The sequence below is a fragment of the Mycobacterium arosiense ATCC BAA-1401 = DSM 45069 genome, from assembly GCF_002086125.1.
Classification (GTDB): domain Bacteria; phylum Actinomycetota; class Actinomycetes; order Mycobacteriales; family Mycobacteriaceae; genus Mycobacterium; species Mycobacterium arosiense.
Genome location: NZ_MVHG01000002.1, coordinates 147,393 through 164,110, shown reverse-complemented (window position 1 = coordinate 164,110; position 16,718 = coordinate 147,393). Strand labels below are relative to the sequence as shown.

Here is a 16,718-nt window from a genome sequence, read left to right as displayed (position 1 = left end):
CCATGAGCCTTCCGAAACCTGACCTGCACACCACCGTTGTCATCACCGGCGCCTCGTCCGGTATCGGCGCCGAACTGGCTCGCGGATTGGCCCGTCGCGGCTTCCCGCTCCTGCTGGTGGCGCGGCGGCGCGAGCGCCTCGACGACCTGGCCAACGAGGTGGGCCAGGAAAACTCCGTGGCCGTCGAGGTCGTGGCGCTGGATCTGAGCGACGGCAAGGCCCGCGCCACACTGGCGAGCCGGTTGCGCACCGAACCGATCGCCGGCCTGTGCAACAGCGCCGGTTTCGGCACCAGCGGGGTGTTTCACCAATTGCCGCGCGAGCGCGAGAGCGAAGAGGTGACCCTCAACGCGCTGGCGTTGATGGAGCTGACCCACGCGACGCTGCCGGGCATGGTCTCCCGCGGGGCGGGCGCGGTGATGAACATCGCGTCGATCGCCGGGTTCCAGCCGGTTCCCTACATGGCGGTGTACTCGGCCACCAAGGCCTTCGTGCAGACGTTTTCCGAAGCGGTGCACGAGGAGCTGCACGGGACGGGCGTGTCGGTGACCTGCCTGTGCCCGGGACCGGTGCCGACCGAGTGGGCGGAGATCGCCAACGCCGAGCGGTTCAGCATCCCCATCGCGCAGGTGTCGCCGCGCGATGTGGCCGAGGCGGCCATCGGCGGCATGCTGTCCGGCCGTCGCACGGTGGTGCCCGGGGTGGTGCCCAAAATGGTCAGCACCGGCGGCCGGTTCGCGCCGCGCAGCCTGTTGTTGCCCGGCATCCGGATCGGCAACCGATTCCGCGGCGGCCCCAAGAGCTGAGGGTGCTACGGAGAGCCGCTCGACTCGCCATAACGGCGGGCTGGGACTCACTCTGGCAGTGGTGGTGGATGCGACGCTCGTTCGTATGCTCCTGCTTCCGGCGTTCATGCGCTTGATGGGTCGCGCCAACTGGTGGGCGCCTAAACCGCTGCTCAGGCTGCACGAACGCATTGGCATCGGCGAGGAAGAAGGCGATGTCCGGCCTCACGCCCTGAGCCCCGGACAGTAATTTTGCGGTTGCCGCCAGGCGTGATTCGACGATCCGGATCACACCGGTCACATCCGTCCCTCGGCCGGAGAGGTGGCGAAATGCCCGCCTCCGAGCGACAAATAGTGGGGTCGCCGGTAATCCGTGAGTGCGCCGTCCGCGCAAGGTCTCCGTTGTCGCTCGGAGGCGGGCAATCAAGCATGTGCCTCCGGAAGAGACCCCAGTGGCGGATGTGACGAAGCGCTACGCTCGGGCGGTGGCCGCACCCAGATCATCGGCATGGCGCGGGCCAAGGGCTTCCGCAACAGGGTGACATGGACGGTGACCACCTGGGACCCGCCGCACGAGATGGCGATGTCGGGGTCCGGCAAGGGCGGCGCCAAGTACGCCGTCACCCTCACCGTGCGACCCACCGACCAGGGATCGACGCTGGGGCTGCGCCTGGAACTGGGCGGACGAGCGTTGTTCGGTCCGGTGGGCTCGGCGGCGGCGCGCGCGGTCAAGGGCGACGTCCAAAAGTCGCTGAAAAACTTCGTCGAGCTGTACGCCCACGACTGATCGCAACACACGCCGCGACACGCCCCACTAGTGTCGGTCCGCGGTCATAGACTGGCGTCCCTATGAACCAATCGTCCTTCGTGCACCTGCATAACCACACCGAGTATTCGATGTTGGACGGTGCCGCGAAGATCGGGCCGATGCTGGCCGAGGTGGACCGGCTGCAGATGCCGGCGGTCGGGATGACCGACCACGGAAACATGTTCGGCGCCAGCGAGTTCTACAACGCGGCGACCAAGGCCGGGATCAAGCCCATCATCGGAGTCGAGGCCTACATCGCGCCGGCCTCGCGCTTCGACACCCGGCGGATCCTGTGGGGGGACCCGGGCCAGAAGTCCGACGACGTGTCGGGCGGCGGCTCCTACACGCACATGACGATGGTGGCCGAGAACGCCACCGGCCTGCGCAACCTGTTCAAGCTGTCCTCGCTGGCGTCGTTTGAGGGCCAGCTGGGCAAGTGGTCGCGGATGGACGCCGAGATCATCGCCGAAAACGCCGACGGGATCATCGCCACCACCGGCTGCCCGTCGGGCGAGGTGCAGACCCGGTTGCGGCTCGGGCACGACCGCGAGGCGCTGGAATCGGCCGCCAAGTGGCGTGAGATCTTCGGCGCCGACAACTACTTTTTGGAGCTGATGGACCACGGGCTGTCCATCGAGACGCGGGTCCGCGACGGGCTGCTCGAGATCGGCCGCAAGCTGGGCATCCCGCCGCTGGCCACCAACGACTGCCACTACGTCACCCGCGACGCCGCCCACAACCACGAAGCGCTGCTGTGCGTGCAGACCGGCAAGACGCTCTCGGACCCGAACCGGTTCAAGTTCGACGGCGACGGCTACTACCTGAAGTCGGCCGCCGAAATGCGCCAGATCTGGGACGACGAGGTGCCCGGCGCCTGCGACTCGACCCTGCTGATCGCCGAGCGGGTCCAGTCCTACGACGACGTGTGGGCGCCGCGCGACCGGATGCCGATCTTCCCGGTACCCGACGGACACGACCAGGCGAGCTGGCTGCACCACGAGGTGATGGCCGGGCTGCAGCGCCGATTCCCGTCGGGCGTCGGCCAGGACTACATCGACCGGGCCTCCTACGAGATCAAGGTCATCTGCGACAAGGGCTTTCCGTCGTACTTCCTGATCGTCGCCGACCTGATCAACTACGCACGCTCGGTCGACATCCGGGTGGGGCCGGGGCGCGGCTCGGCGGCGGGCTCGCTGGTGGCCTACGCGCTGGGCATCACCAACATCGACCCCATTCCGCACGGCCTGCTGTTCGAGCGCTTCCTCAACCCGGAGCGCCCGTCGGCGCCCGACATCGATATCGACTTCGACGACCGTCGTCGCGGCGAGATGGTGCGCTACGCCGCCGAGAAGTGGGGCCACGACCGCGTCGCGCAGGTCATCACCTTCGGCACCATCAAAACCAAAGCGGCGCTGAAGGATTCGGCTCGGATCCACTACGGCCAGCCCGGTTTCGCGATCGCCGACCGGATCACCAAGGCGCTGCCGCCGCCGATCATGGCCAAAGACATTCCGCTGTCGGGCATCACCGACCCGGGCCACGAGCGGTTCAAGGAGGCCGCCGAGGTCCGCGGTCTGATCGAAACCGACCCGGACGTGCGCACCATCTACCAGACCGCGCGCGGCCTGGAAGGGCTGATCCGCAACGCCGGTGTGCACGCGTGCGCGGTGATCATGAGCAGCGAGCCGCTGACCGAGGCCATCCCGCTGTGGAAGCGGCCCCAGGACGGGGCGATCATCACCGGCTGGGACTACCCGTCGTGCGAGGCGATCGGCCTGCTGAAGATGGACTTCCTGGGCCTGCGCAACCTGACGATCATCGGCGACGCGCTGGAAAACATCAAGTCCAACAGGGGAATCGACCTCGATCTGGAGTCGGTGCCGCTGGACGACAAGGCCACCTACGAGCTGCTCGGCCGCGGCGACACCCTGGGCGTGTTCCAGCTCGACGGCGGGCCGATGCGAGACCTGTTGCGCCGCATGCAGCCGACCGAGTTCAACGACATCGTCGCGGTGCTGGCCCTGTACCGCCCGGGGCCGATGGGCATGAACGCCCACAACGACTACGCGGACCGCAAGAACGGTCGTCAGGCGGTCAAGCCGATCCACCCGGAGCTCGAGGAGCCGCTGCGCGACATCCTGGCCGAGACGTACGGCCTGATCGTCTACCAAGAGCAGATCATGTTCATCGCCCAGAAGGTCGCCTCCTACACGATGGGCAAGGCCGACGCGCTGCGTAAGGCGATGGGTAAGAAGAAGCTCGAGGTGCTCGAGGCCGAGTACAAGGGCTTCTACGAAGGCATGACCGCCAACGGCTTCTCCGAAAAAGCGGTGAAAGCCTTGTGGGACACCATCCTTCCGTTCGCCGGGTACGCGTTCAACAAGTCGCACGCGGCTGGCTACGGGCTGGTCTCCTATTGGACGGCCTACCTGAAGGCCAACTATCCGGCCGAATACATGGCCGGCCTGCTGACATCGGTGGGCGACGACAAGGACAAGGCCGCGGTCTACCTGGCCGACTGCCGCAAACTCGGCATCACGGTGCTGCCGCCAGACGTCAACGAGTCGCTGGTGAACTTCGCCTCGGTGGGCCAGGACATCCGGTTCGGGCTGGGCGCGGTGCGCAACGTGGGCGCCAACGTGGTCGGCTCGCTGATCGGCACCCGCGACGGCAAGGGCAAGTTCACCGACTTCTCGGATTACCTGAACAAGATCGACGTGGCGGCCTGCAACAAGAAGGTCACCGAGTCGTTGATCAAGGCCGGCGCCTTCGACTCGCTGGGGCATGCCCGCAAGGGCCTGTTCCTGGTGCACACCGACGCCGTCGATTCGGTGCTGGGCACCAAGAAGGCCGAGGCCATGGGCCAGTTCGACCTGTTCGGCGGCGGCAGCGACGGCTGTGGCACCGACTCGGTGTTCAACATCAAGGTGCCCGACGACGAGTGGGACGATAAGCACAAGCTCGCCCTGGAGCGAGAAATGCTGGGACTGTATGTGTCCGGGCATCCGCTCAACGGCGTCGCGCACCTGCTGACCGCCCAGGTCGACACCCAGATCCCGGCCATCCTCGACGGCGACGTCCCCAACGACACCCAGGTGCGCGTCGGCGGCATCCTCGCGTCGGTCAACCGGCGGGTCAACAAGAACGGCATGCCCTGGGCCTCAGCCCAACTGGAGGACCTCACCGGTGGCATCGAGGTGCTGTTCTTCCCGCAGGCCTACTCCGTGTACGGGGCCGACATCGCCGATGACGCCGTGGTGCTGATCAAGGCGAAGGTGTCGCTGCGCGACGACCGCGTCGCGCTCATCGCCAACGAGCTTGTGGTGCCGGACTTTTCCAACGCCCAGCCGAACCGGCCGCTGGCTGTCAGCCTGCCGACGCGGCAGTGCACCATCGACAAGGTGACCGCGCTCAAGCAGGTGCTGGCCCGCCACCCCGGCACGGCCCAGGTGCACCTGCGGCTGATCAGCGGGGACCGTATCACGACGCTGGAATTGGATGCCTCCCTGCGGGTTACCCCGTCGCCGGCGCTGATGGGGGATCTCAAGGCGCTGCTGGGCCCCGGCTGCCTGGGCGGCTAGGCGGCACGTCGGATCGCCCAATCCCCGCGACTGCAAACTTGATTTCACGTTCGGGCGCGAACGTGAAAGTAGTTTCACATTCGCGCGGCCGGTCGCCGGCAGCCCGCCGGCGCCCGCGTCATGGCAGCTCCACCCGCACGATGACGCTGTCCGGCCACACCCCGCGGTCGCGGGCGCGTCGTAATTTCTCGCGGGCACTCAGGTTTCGGTGCACGTTCGTCACGCCGGGAACCCTGATCAGCGGCACGATGTTCCACTGCCAGCCGTAGCGCCGGTGCAGCACGCCGTTGGCGCGTGCGGCCTCGGCGCCGGACAGCACCGTGGCCCGCCCGGCCACCGTCGTCGCGCCCGGCCGCCGCCGGCCGCGGTAGTCGCACGCCGCGCGTTGGACGTCGCGGCGCGCGGCCAGCCGCCGGGTCTTCGGGCCCACCTTGGTCCGGAACAGCACGCCGCCGTCGTCGAAGGCGAACCAGATCGGGGTGTCGACGGGCGTGCCGTCGCGGCGAAACGATCGCAGCAGGGCGTAGCGAGACTCGCTGAGTTCGGCGTATCGGGGGATGGTCATGCCCACAGTCAATGACTTAGAGTTGACTGGAAGTCAAGCATCGAATTTCCAGGAGGGCCGCGATGGCGCCCAGCCTGACCATCGGGGAGGTGGCGCGCCGGGCCGGGGTGGCCGCGACCACGTTGCGCTACTACGAGCAGATCGGCCTGGTGCCGGAGCCCGCGCGGCTGGGCGGTCAGCGCCGCTATGACGACGCGATTCTGACCCGCCTCGAGGTGATCGCGCTCTGCAAGGCCGCCGGATTCTCGCTGGACGAGATCCAGCTGCTGTTCGCCGACGACGCGCCGGGGCGGCCGGTCAGCCGCGCGCTGGCCGAGGCCAAACTGGCCGAGATCGACGCGCAGATGGAGTCGCTGGCCCGCGCCCGGGCCGTCATCGAATGGGGCATGCGCTGCACGTGCCCGTCAATCGACGCGTGTACCTGTGGCATCCACCCACCCCACCTCGGCAGGGAAACCGCATGACCCAGCACCCCATCGCCGTGCAGAATTTCTCGCACATCTGCGTCGGCGTCTCCGACATCGAGACCTCGCTGGCCTTCTACACCGCGGTGCTGGGCATGAACGTGGTTTTCGACCTCGAACTCGAGGGTGCGGCACTGGATTCCGTCACCGGCGGCGCCGCCCAGAAGGGCCGCATGATCGGCGGGCTGATCGGGGCCGCGATGGTGGAGCTGTTGTCGCTGGGCGCGGTGCCCGAATGCCCGAGCGGCCCGCACCTGGGTTACACCAACATGTCGTTTCGCGTCGACGATCTCGACGCCACCTTCGACGTCGTCACCCGCCACCACCCGGGCGTCCGGGCCGACCCGCCCGTCGACATCGGGGGAGTGCGGATGTTTTTCATCTATGACCCCGACGGCACGCCGATCGAGCTGGTCGAGCTGCCCGGCGGCGCGACCAGCACGGTGCAGCTGTGGCGCCCCGGCTCGTGACCCGGCCGCGCCCGCGAAGTCGCGCGATATGGTCCGTGCCCCTGTGCTCGGACGTAGGCTCACGAAGGCAGTGCTGATGCGGCGCCGAGGAGGACGGAAATGACGACAGCGCAGGCTCCCGCCACCTTGTGCGAGGCGTTTCAGCGCACCGCGTCGATCGACCCCGAGGCCGTCGCGCTCCGGACGCCCGGCGGCGCCCAGACGTTGACGTGGCGAGAGCTCGCAAAGCGGGTGCGCAAGGTCGCCGCCGGCCTGGCCGGTTTGGGGGTCCGACGGGGCGACACGGTGTCGCTGATGATGGCCAACCGGATCGAGTTCTACCCGTTCGAGATCGGCGCCCAACACCTTGGGGCCACATCGTTTTCGGTGTACAACACGTTGCCCGCCGAGCAGCTGACCTACCTGTTCGACAACGCCGGCACCAAGGTCGCGATCTGCGAGGAGCAGTACGTGGCCCGCATCCGCGCCAGCGGTGCACCCATCGAGCGCATCGTCTGCATCGACGGTTCGCCGCCCGGCACCATTTCGGTGGACGACCTATATTCCGCTGCGCAAACCGATTTCGACTTCGAGGCGACGTGGCGGGCGGTACGTCCCGAGGACGTCGTCACCCTCATCTACACCTCCGGGACCACCGGCAACCCCAAGGGCGTGGAGATGACGCACGCCAATCTGCTGTTCGAGGCGCGCGGGCTCGACGCCGTGCTCGGCAGCCGGTTCGGTGATCGGACCACGTCGTACCTGCCCTCGGCGCACATTGCCGACCGGATGATGGCCCTTTACCCGCTGGAGGTGTTCGGCACCCAGGTGACCGCCGTCGATGACGCGCGTGCCGTGGCGGCGGCGCTGCCCGACGTGCGACCCACGGTCTGGGCCGCGGTACCGCGAGTGTGGGAAAAGCTCAAGGCGGCAATCGAATTCGTCGTCGCCAGCGAGACCGACGACGTCAAACGCCAGGCGTTGCAATGGGCGATGTCGGTGGCCGCCAGGCGCGCCGCCGCGCTGGTGTCCGGGACGCCCGAGCCGGCCGAGCTGGCCGCCGAATGGGCCCGGGCCGACGAGATGGTGCTGTCCAGGCTGCGCGAGCGACTCGGGTTCGGCGAACTGCGCTGGGCGGTGTCCGGTGCCGCGCCGATCCCCAGGGAGACGCTGGCGTTCTTCGCGGGAATCGGCATCCCGATCGGCGAGGTCTGGGGCATGTCGGAGCTCAGTTGCGCTGCCAGCGTGGCACATCCGGACGACACGCGACTGGGCACCGTCGGCAGGCTGCTTCCCGGCCTAGAGGGCAGGGTCGCCGAGGACGGCGAATATCTGGTCCGCGGTCCGCTGGTGATGAAGGGCTATCGCAAGGAACCGGCGAAGACCGCCGAGGCGATCGACGCCGACGGCTGGCTGCACACCGGCGACATCATCGAGGTCGACGCGGAGGGTTACCTGCGAATCGTCGACCGCAAGAAGGAGCTGATCATCAATGCGGCCGGAAAGAACATGTCGCCGGCCAACATCGAAAACGCCATCCTGGCCGCGTGTCCCATGGTCGGGGTGATGATCGCCATCGGCGAGGGGCGGCCGTACAACACCGCGCTGATGGTCTTCGACGCCGACTCGGTCGGCCCGTATGCGGCCCAGCGTGGCCTGTCCGACGCCTCGCCCGCCGCCCTGGCCGCCGACCCGGAGGTCGTCGCGCAGATCACCGCCGGGGTGGCCGCGGGCAACGCGAAACTGTCCCGGGTGGAACAGATCAAGCGGTTCCGCATCCTGCCCACCCTGTGGGAGCCCGGCGGTGACGAGATCACGCTGACGATGAAGCTCAAGCGCAAGCCGATCATGGCGAAATACGCCGGGGAGATCGAGCAGCTCTACGCGCCCGAACCGCATCCGGACGTCCACGAGCCCTCACAGGCCGTCTCGGTGCAGCCGGCATGATCGGCGGACCGGCGGGCGCGGCCCGCGAACTGGGCCGGATCGGATTCCGAAAGCTGCTGCAGCGCACCGGCATTGTCGAGGAATCGACGTCACCGCTGTCTACCGATCCGGCCGAGGTCGTCGATTTGCTGGGCGCGCCCTGGTATGACGAGCGGCTGGGCCGGCTGGCCCACGAGCTCGGACGCGATCTGAACGGCGTGCGCGCCGAGGCTGCCTGCTACTTGCGTGAGATGGCGCCCTCGCTCGATGAGCGGGCGATAAAGGCCTGGCGCAGCTTCAGTTGCTGGCTGATGCGCGCCTACGACGTGCTGACCGACGAGGACCAGATCGCCCAGTTGCGCAAGCTGGACCGCAAAGCCACACTGGCGTTTGCCTTTTCGCATCGTTCCTATCTGGATGGGCTGCTGTTGCCCGAGGTGATCCAGGCCAACCGGTTATCGCCCGCGCTGACCTTCGGCGGCGCCAATTTGAATTTCTTCCCGATGGGCTCCTGGGCCAAGCGCACCGGAACCATCTTCATCCGTCGGCAGACCAAGGACATTCCCGTCTACCGCTTCGTGTTGCGCGCCTACGCCGCGCAGCTGGTGCTAAACCACGCCAACCTGACCTGGTCCATCGAAGGCGGCCGGACCAGGACCGGCAAGCTGCGGCCGCCGGTGTTCGGAATTCTGCGATACATCAGCGACGCTGTCGACGAAATCGACGGTCCCGAAGTGTATTTGGTGCCGACGTCGATCGTGTACGACCAGCTGCACGAGGTGGCGACCATGACCACCGAGGCCTACGGCGCCACGAAGCGGCCGGAAGACTTCCGCTTCCTGGTCCGGCTGGCGCGACAGCAGGGCGAGCGGCTCGGCCGCGCCTACCTGGACTTCGGTGAACCACTGCCGCTGCGCAAGCGCCTCGAGGAACTGCGCGCCGAGGAGTCCGGCGCCAGCACCGAGATCGAACGCATCGCGCTGGACGTCGAACACCGGATCAACCGCGCCACGCCCGTCACCCCGACCGCGGTGGTGAGCCTCGCCCTGCTGGGCGCCGACCGCTCCCTGTCCATCAGCGAGGTCCTGGCCACCGTGCGACCGCTGGCGAGCTATATCGCGGCGCGCAACTGGAAGGTGGCCGGCGCCGCCGACCTGACCAACCGCTCGACCATCCGCTGGACCCTGCACCAGCTGGTCGCCTCCGGCGTGGTCAGCGTGTACGACGCGGGCACCGAACCGGTCTGGGGCATCGGGGCGGAGCAGCACCTGGTCGCCGCCTTCTACCGCAACGCCGCCATTCACATCGTGGTCGATCGCGCGATCGCCGAGACGGCACTGCTGGCCGCCACGGAGGACGCCGAGGGCTCGGTCGACGGGCTGGTCCAACCCAGCGCTGTGCGCGATGAGGCGCTGAAACTGCGCGAACTGCTGAAATTCGAGTTCTTGTTCTCCGCGCGAGCGCAATTCGAGAAGGAGCTTGCCGACGAGGTGCGCCTGCTCGGCCGGGTGGATGACACCAGCAAGGCGGCCGTCGCGGCCGACGTGCGCGGCCTGCTGGAAAAGGCCGACCTGCTGCTGGCGCACCTGGTGCTGCGCCCGTTCCTCGACGCCTACCACATCGTCGCCGACCGGCTCGCCGACTACGACGACGAATCGTTCGATGAGGACGCGTTTCTCGCCGAATGTCTCGAGGTCGGCAAGCAATGGGAGCTGCAACGCAGGATCGCCAGCGCCGAGTCGAGGTCGATGGAGTTGTTCAAGACCGCGCTGCGATTGGCCCGGCATCGTGAACTGGTGGACGGCGTGGCGGACCTGGATATCGCCCGGCGCCGCCGTGAGTTCGCCGAGGAGATCGCGGCGGCCGTCCGGCGGGTGAATACCATCGCGGAGCTGGCCGGGACCCGGTGATCGCTCGCGCTGCGCGGGCGATGCGGTTCACGGACCGTTAACGTTTGATCGCGATAGTGCGTTGGCGACGTCGGTGAGGGTCGGCGGTGTTCGATAGCGGCCGGTGAAGCGAGGTTGTGATGAGCGAGAGATCCGGCGGGCAATCCCGCCCGCTGATCGGGTACATCACCCACGACATCGCACCGCCGGTCAGCCCCGCGCCGATCGGCCGAACGTGGATGTCGGAGATCCGTCAGGGCTGGCCGCACCGGTGTCTGCCGATGCTGATCGCCAACCAGAGCGGCTGGGAGGTGCGCAACCGCAGCGCGTTCACCGCGACGTGGATGGGCGGCAATGACCGCACGAACCTGATGATCGCGCCCGACACCCGCGACAGCGGTCAGTTCCTGCCGTCCAGCCACTTCGGCTACGGCATCTTGACCTGGCACCTGCCGATTCTGTTCCGCACCCCGCCGGGCTACAACCTGCTGGTCCGCGGGCCGGCCAACCATCCGAAGGACGCCATCTCCCCGCTGGAGGGCATTGTCGAAACGGATTGGTCCAGCTCGAGTTTCAGCATGAACTGGAAATTCACCCGCGAGTTCATGCCGGTGCGATTCGAGATCGACGAGCCCATCTGCATGATCGTGCCCCAGCGCCGGGCCGAGCTGGAAGAGTTCGCGCCCGAACTGCGCCCCATCGAATCCGACGAGGAACTGCACCGCAAGCACGAGCACTTCCTCGGCTCGCGCGGCGCGCTGGGCCGCGAACAGGAGGCCGCGGGCGGGGCGCCCAACGAGAAAGTGCCGTGGCAGGGCGATTACACGCGCGGCCGGCACAGCGACGGCGAGCCCGGCGCCGACGATCATCAGACCCGCCGCCGGCTCCGGCCTTTCGCCGCACACCAACCCGAGAACGCGGACTAGCGCGAAATCACCTCGCGCGCGGTCGTTGCCGCGGCCGCCACGTTGGTGATCGCGTCGGGCGCCTGCGCCGATGCGCCCGCCCACGCGATGTACCCGTCGGGACGCACCAGCACGGCCGGGCCGCGGTCGGCCCGCTCGGCCTGCAGCATCCCGGGCGCCTCGACCGGGGTGGCACCGTATTCGCGGATGAAGACGTAACCGCCGCCGCGCTGCAGCTGCGTAAGCCGCCCCTCGACGAGCGGGACCGCGGCGGCCCGGGTGCCTACCAGCCCGCGCCGCCCGTAACGCAACCCGGTACCCGCGAAACTGCCGGCCACGAAGTCCTGCACGGCGGCTATGCGAAGCAGGTTGGGCACCAACAGGTTACGTAGCCAGATCGCGGGCCGCCGATGCAGCGTCGCCGCGCGGGCGATCATCCCGGACTGCACCAAAACCCGCCTGCCGATCGGATGGCGTTCGCTCTGATAGGTGTCCAGCAGCCCGTCGTCGGCACCGCCGAGCACGGCGTCGAGCTTCCAGGCCAGGTTCGCGGCGTCCTGGATGCCGGTGTTCATGCCCTGGCCGCCCATCGGCGAGTGCACGTGCGCGGCGTCGCCGGCCAAAAGCACCCGCCCGTGCCGGTACTGCGCGACTTGCCTTTCGTCGCAATGGAATCGCGACTTCCAGCCGATCTCCGTCACACCGAAATCGGCGCCCATGGCGCGGGCCAGGACGTCGACGATCTCGGCGTCGTCGACCGGCGCGTCGTCGGGCAGCTGGTGGGCGCGATCCCACACCAGGGCCCGGTACCACGAACCGTCCTCGCGGTGGTAGGGAGCCAAGAACCCCAGCACGTCGCCGGTGGTGCCTACCACCAACCCGCCGCGGGCGGGGCCGTGGGCCAGCTTGACGTCGGCCAGCATCAGCGAGGTCAGCACCGTCTTGCCGGGGAAGTCCGCACCCAACAGGGTTCGGACGGTGCTGTGCGCGCCGTCGGCGCCGATCACATACCGCGCCCGCCACGTCTGTCGGTGTGCGGGATCGCCGTCGCCCTTGGGGCGGGCGGTGACGGTGACGCCGTCGGCGTCCTGCGCGAGTCCGATCACCTCCACGCCGCGCCGGATGTCGGCCCCTTCGGCCACCGCGTAGCGGCGCAGTGCCGCGTCGACGTCGGTCTGCGGGGTGATCAGCACGAACGGATAGGCCGAGTCGAGCCGGGTCAGGTCGAGGCGGGCCTGGGCGAACAGTGTGACGTCCGGCCCTCGCTGCCCGATCGCGAGCAGCTCGTCGGCCGCGCCGCGCGCGTCGAGGACCTCGAGCGTCCGGGGCATGACGGCGAACGCGCGGCTGGTCGGGTTTTCGGCGGGCCAGCGCTCCAGCACGGTCACCGAGCGCGCGGCGCGGGCCAGATCGCCCGCGGCGGTCAGGCCCGTGGGGCCGGCCCCGACCACCAGGACGTCGACCTCGCGAACGGCGGTCGTAGTCATCGGCAGGCTCCTTCCGGTTCGGGATACCAGCGACGGATGTCGCCGGGGGTGGATTGCGCTGCCCGGTTGAAGACGAAGCGGCAGCCGGGCTGGGTGGTGTGCGCGATGTTGACGATCGACTCAAACAGCAGGGTGTTGCCGGCGACCAGGCGGATCCCGGCGCCGATCAACACGGCGTCGTAGCGCTTGGCGCGCAGCCACTTTGCGGCCTTGTCGGCACCGGCGGGGCCGAATTCGATCAGGCAGTTGTCGACCTGGTAGCCCGCGGCGCGCAGACCGGCGACATTGTCGTCGTTGGCGGCCCGCAGCCCCGCCTTTGTCAGGCCCGCGAACTGGTTGAACTCCGGCGACGAGTAGTCGATCTCGTCAGGATCGAGCCCGATCTGAATGACCGTCACGGTCATGTTGATCCTCCTCGACGAGCTCGGTTCAACAGTTGTTGAAATCAACGTAAGCCGGGCCGCTGGCAATGTCAACAGTTGTTGAACTAAAATTTCGGCATGGCCGGCAAAACCCGCGACGGCAAGGTCACCCGCGCGACGATCCTGAGTTCGGCGCGGACCCTGTTCTCCGCCCACGGCTTCGAGCGGACCACCATCCGTGCGATCGCGGCCGAGGCCGGCGTCGATCCGGCGCTCGTCATGCACTATTTCGGCAACAAGGCCGGCCTGTTCGCCGCCGTCTCGCGGCTCGACATCACCTTTCCCGACCTGACCGGCGTCGCGCCGGAACGCATCGCCGACATCCTGGTGCCGTTTCTCATCCGGGTGTGGGACCCGAGCGGTCCGTTCCTGCCGCTGCTGCGTGCGGCCGCGACCAACCGGGCGGCCGCCGACGCGCTACTGGAGGTGTTCGTCGAAAAGGTCGCCCCGGCGCTGAGCACCGTCACCCCCGACCAGCCCGCCGAGCGGACCGCGATGGTGGGATCGCAGGTGCTGGGAATCGCCATGGCGCGCAACGTCGTCGGGGTACCCGCGCTGGTCGCGATGGACGACGCGACGTTGACCGAATGGCTGCGCCCGGTGCTGGCGCACTATCTCACCGGTTCGGCGCCGTGATTCGGCCGCGCCGGATCGCGAATTCCGCGCCTAAAGTAATTGTCATGCCGCTTACCGGAGAATATGCACCGTCGCCGTTGGATTGGTCTCGCGAGCAAGCTGACAAATACGCCGAGTCGGGGGGCGCCGAGGCCGCCGACATGCAGGGCAAGCCGATCATCCTGCTGACCACGGTCGGCGCCAAGACCGGCAAACTGCGCAAGACGCCGCTGATGCGCGTCGAACACGACGGCCAGTACGCGGTCGTCGCCTCCTTGGGCGGGGCGCCGAAAAACCCGGTCTGGTACCACAACATCAAGAAGAACCCCCGCGTCGAGCTGCAGGACGGCTCGGTGACCCGCGATTACGACGCCCGCGAGGTCTTCGGCGAGGAGAAGGCGATTTGGTGGGAGCGCGCCGTGGCGGCGTGGCCAGCCTATGCCGAGTACCAGACCAAGACAGACCGCCAGATCCCGGTGTTCGTGCTGACCCCGGTCGGCTGAGTTCTTGAGTTCGTCGGCTGTCGTGGCACCATTGATCAGTGTCTGCCGAATTGAGCCAGAGTCCGAGCGTGTCGCCGCTATCCGCGGCTGACATCGACGACGCGGCCAAGCGGATCGCTGCGGTGGTCACGGCCACCCCGTTGCAGTTCAGCGACCGGTTGTCGGCGATCACCGGCGCGCAGGTCTACCTCAAGCGCGAGGACCTACAGATCGTGCGCTCCTACAAGCTGCGCGGCGCCTACAACCTGCTGGTCCAGCTGTCCGAGGCGGAGCTGGCCGCCGGTGTGGTGTGTTCGTCGGCGGGCAACCACGCGCAGGGCTTCGCCTACGCGTGCCGGGCGTTGCAGGTGCACGGGCGCGTCTACGTGCCGGCCAAGACGCCCATGCAGAAGCGCGACCGGATCCGTTACCACGGCGGCGACTTCATCGACCTGATCGTCGGTGGCAGCACCTACGACCTGGCGGCCGAGGCGGCCCTGGCCGACGTGGCCAGCACCGGCGCCACGCTGGTGCCGCCGTATGACGATCTGCGCACCATGGCGGGTCAGGGCACCATCGCCGCCGAACTGCTCGATCAGCTCGGCCAGGAGCCGGACCTGGTGGTGGTCCCCGTCGGCGGCGGGGGCTGCATCGCCGGCATCACCACCTACCTCGCCGAGCGGACGACCAACACCTCGGTGCTGGGCGTCGAGCCGGCCGGCGCCGCGGCGATGATGGCCGCGCTGTCTGCCGGCGAGCCGGTGACGCTGGACGACGTCGACCAGTTCGTCGACGGCGCCGCGGTGCGGCGGGCCGGTGACCTGACCTACGCCGCGCTGGCGGCCGCCGGCGACATGGTCTCGATCACCTCGGTCGACGAGGGCGCGGTGTGCACCGCGATGCTCGACCTCTATCAGAACGAGGGCATCATCGCCGAGCCCGCGGGCGCGCTGTCGGTCACCGGCTTGCTCGGCGCCGACATCGAGCCCGGTTCGACGGTGGTGTGCCTGATCTCGGGCGGCAACAACGACGTGTCGCGCTACGGCGAAGTGCTCGAGCGCTCGCTGGTGCACCTCGGCCTCAAGCACTACTTCCTGGTGGACTTCCCCCAGGAGCCCGGCGCGCTGCGCCGCTTCCTGGACACCGTGCTCGGACCGAACGACGACATCACCCTCTTCGAGTACGTCAAGCGCAACAACCGGGAGACCGGCGAGGCGCTGGTCGGCATCCAATTGGGATCCTCGGCCGACCTGGACGGCCTGCTGGCCCGGATGCGTGCGACCGAGTTGCACGTCGAGTCCCTGAAACCGGGCTCGCCGGCCTACCGCTACCTGCTGCTCTAGCGGGCGGGGCCGCGATACATGCGCCCGCCGTATGGACCCGGCACCAGCGGTTTCGGCCTGGTCAGCGCCGGGCTGGTGGCTTGCCTCGTTCTGCTGGCGTGGGCGGCGATAGTGATCGCCCGGCGCGGACGGCTGTTGATCGCCCTGCGGGAGAGGGTGTCCCACGCGCCCGTGATCGGCGAGACGCTGACCTGGGTGCGCGACCGGATCGCCGCCAGGCGGTGGGCGCTGGCGCGTCGGTTGCGGGTGAGCGAGGTCGCCGGTGTGGCATTGCTGCTCGGGCTGCTCGTGGTTGTGGCGCTGGCGGTCGGCTTCACCGAGGTGCTCGACGACGTGCTCGAGGGCGACGGCATCGCCGGCTTCGACCAACCGGTGACGCGGTGGCTTGCGACCCACCGCGATCTGTGGCTGACCACCGCCCTGAGCGTGGTCACCGTCGCGGGCAGTCCGCTGTTTCTGGGCGCGGTCGCCTTGCCGATCTCGGTCGTTGCCGGTTGGCGGTGCAGGTCGTGGCGGCCGGTGGTGCTCGCCCTGGTTGCCGGCGTGGGCATTCCCCTGGTGCTGTTCACGGCCAAGGTCTTGGTAGGCCGGGAACGCCCGGCGCTGCCGTTCGCCCTGATCGACGCGGACGGGTATTCGTTTCCGTCCGGACACGCGACCGGCACCGCCGCGAGCCTGGTCATCGCCGCGTGGATGCTGACCCGCTGGCTCGTCCCGTGGTGGACCGGGCGCGTGATGGTGTGGGCGATGGCGGCCGGCGTGACGTTCGTGGTCGGGTTTTCCCGCGTCTATCTGGGAGTCCATTACGTCAGCGATGTGCTGTCCGGCTGGCTGCTCGGGATGGCCTGGGCCGGCAGCGTCATGCTCGTCGGAATTTGGTGGGACAACACCCGACGCGCACGCGGCTCAGCGTCGGAGGTCGGATAAGTACGTTGGCACGGCGGTGCCGGGAGTCGGGTCGTCGGCAGGCACCGGCGGTCCGGCCATCAGGCTCATC

At 68.4% G+C, this 16,718-nt stretch carries 14 protein-coding genes and 2 pseudogenes; 13 read left to right on the top strand and 3 right to left on the bottom strand.

Annotated elements, in window-relative coordinates:
• Nucleotides 1–2: 2 nt before the first annotated feature.
• From BST14_RS01705 to dnaE, 4 genes and pseudogenes are all read left to right on the top strand, one after another.
• Entirely contained in the window at nt 3–806 is an 804-nt protein-coding gene (locus tag BST14_RS01705) for an SDR family NAD(P)-dependent oxidoreductase (protein WP_083062861.1), read from the top strand.
• 37 nt (nt 807–843) lie between these two features.
• Nucleotides 844–1,035: pseudogene (locus BST14_RS30675) on the top strand (hypothetical protein); the annotation flags it as partial.
• Between the two features lie 234 nt (nt 1,036–1,269).
• Nucleotides 1,270–1,572, top strand: a pseudogene (locus BST14_RS01695) (type II toxin-antitoxin system Rv0910 family toxin); the annotation flags it as partial.
• A 62-nt stretch (nt 1,573–1,634) separates the two neighbouring features.
• Nucleotides 1,635–5,174: a DNA polymerase III subunit alpha gene (dnaE, locus tag BST14_RS01690; RefSeq protein ID WP_083062859.1), complete on the top strand. Its 3,540-nt coding sequence runs from the start codon at nt 1,635–1,637 to the stop codon at nt 5,172–5,174.
• A 118-nt stretch (nt 5,175–5,292) separates the two neighbouring features.
• On the opposite strand, the gene BST14_RS01685 is transcribed toward dnaE, so the two are convergent.
• Nucleotides 5,293–5,739: a PPOX class F420-dependent oxidoreductase gene (locus BST14_RS01685; RefSeq protein ID WP_083062893.1), complete on the bottom strand. Its 447-nt coding sequence runs from the start codon at nt 5,737–5,739 to the stop codon at nt 5,293–5,295.
• A 62-nt stretch (nt 5,740–5,801) separates the two neighbouring features.
• On the opposite strand from BST14_RS01685, the gene BST14_RS01680 reads away from it, so the two are divergent.
• The 5 genes from BST14_RS01680 to BST14_RS01660 all read left to right on the top strand — a co-directional run bounded on the left by BST14_RS01680 (nt 5,802) and on the right by BST14_RS01660 (nt 11,393).
• A complete protein-coding gene (locus BST14_RS01680) occupies nt 5,802–6,203 on the top strand; it encodes a helix-turn-helix domain-containing protein (protein ID WP_083062858.1) in 402 nt (133 codons plus the stop codon).
• A complete protein-coding gene (locus tag BST14_RS01675; protein ID WP_083062857.1) occupies nt 6,200–6,673 on the top strand; it encodes a VOC family protein in 474 nt (157 codons plus the stop codon). The genes BST14_RS01680 and BST14_RS01675 overlap by 4 nt, the downstream gene beginning before the upstream one ends.
• Nucleotides 6,674–6,772: 99 nt before the next feature.
• Nucleotides 6,773–8,599, top strand: a complete 1,827-nt coding sequence (gene fadD11, locus BST14_RS01670) for a fatty acid--CoA ligase FadD11 (RefSeq protein WP_083062856.1) — start codon at nt 6,773–6,775, stop codon at nt 8,597–8,599.
• Nucleotides 8,596–10,488: a lysophospholipid acyltransferase gene (locus BST14_RS01665; protein ID WP_083062855.1), complete on the top strand. Its 1,893-nt coding sequence runs from the start codon at nt 8,596–8,598 to the stop codon at nt 10,486–10,488. The genes fadD11 and BST14_RS01665 overlap by 4 nt, the downstream gene beginning before the upstream one ends.
• Nucleotides 10,489–10,607: 119 nt before the next feature.
• The gene (locus BST14_RS01660) at nt 10,608–11,393 is read left to right on the top strand and encodes a DUF6065 family protein (RefSeq protein WP_083062854.1); all 786 of its coding nucleotides are present in this window, start codon (nt 10,608–10,610) and stop codon (nt 11,391–11,393) included.
• Here BST14_RS01660 and BST14_RS01655 read toward each other — a convergent pair.
• Nucleotides 11,390–12,859: an FAD-dependent oxidoreductase gene (locus tag BST14_RS01655; protein WP_083062853.1), complete on the bottom strand. Its 1,470-nt coding sequence runs from the start codon at nt 12,857–12,859 to the stop codon at nt 11,390–11,392. The two genes, BST14_RS01660 and BST14_RS01655, sit on opposite strands and share 4 nt — an antisense overlap.
• The gene (locus BST14_RS01650) at nt 12,856–13,263 is read right to left on the bottom strand and encodes a hypothetical protein (protein WP_083062852.1); all 408 of its coding nucleotides are present in this window, start codon (nt 13,261–13,263) and stop codon (nt 12,856–12,858) included. Before BST14_RS01650 ends, BST14_RS01655 begins: the two co-directional genes overlap by 4 nt.
• A gap of 96 nt (nt 13,264–13,359) precedes the next feature.
• Between BST14_RS01650 and BST14_RS01645 the strand changes: the two genes are divergently transcribed.
• Genes BST14_RS01645 through BST14_RS01630 form a run of 4 tightly spaced genes read left to right on the top strand, consistent with a single transcriptional unit; the run spans nt 13,360 to nt 16,648 of the window.
• On the top strand, nt 13,360–13,917 hold the full coding sequence (locus BST14_RS01645; protein WP_083062851.1) for a TetR/AcrR family transcriptional regulator: 558 nt from the start codon (nt 13,360–13,362) through the stop codon (nt 13,915–13,917).
• A 44-nt stretch (nt 13,918–13,961) separates the two neighbouring features.
• Complete coding sequence (locus tag BST14_RS01640; RefSeq protein ID WP_083062850.1) at nt 13,962–14,399, top strand: nitroreductase family deazaflavin-dependent oxidoreductase; 438 nt, start codon at nt 13,962–13,964, stop codon at nt 14,397–14,399.
• A 38-nt stretch (nt 14,400–14,437) separates the two neighbouring features.
• Nucleotides 14,438–15,721, top strand: a complete 1,284-nt coding sequence (ilvA, locus tag BST14_RS01635) for a threonine ammonia-lyase (protein WP_083062849.1) — start codon at nt 14,438–14,440, stop codon at nt 15,719–15,721.
• An 18-nt stretch (nt 15,722–15,739) separates the two neighbouring features.
• Nucleotides 15,740–16,648: a phosphatase PAP2 family protein gene (locus BST14_RS01630; RefSeq protein WP_083062848.1), complete on the top strand. Its 909-nt coding sequence runs from the start codon at nt 15,740–15,742 to the stop codon at nt 16,646–16,648.
• The last annotated feature ends 70 nt before the right edge of the window (nt 16,649–16,718 follow it).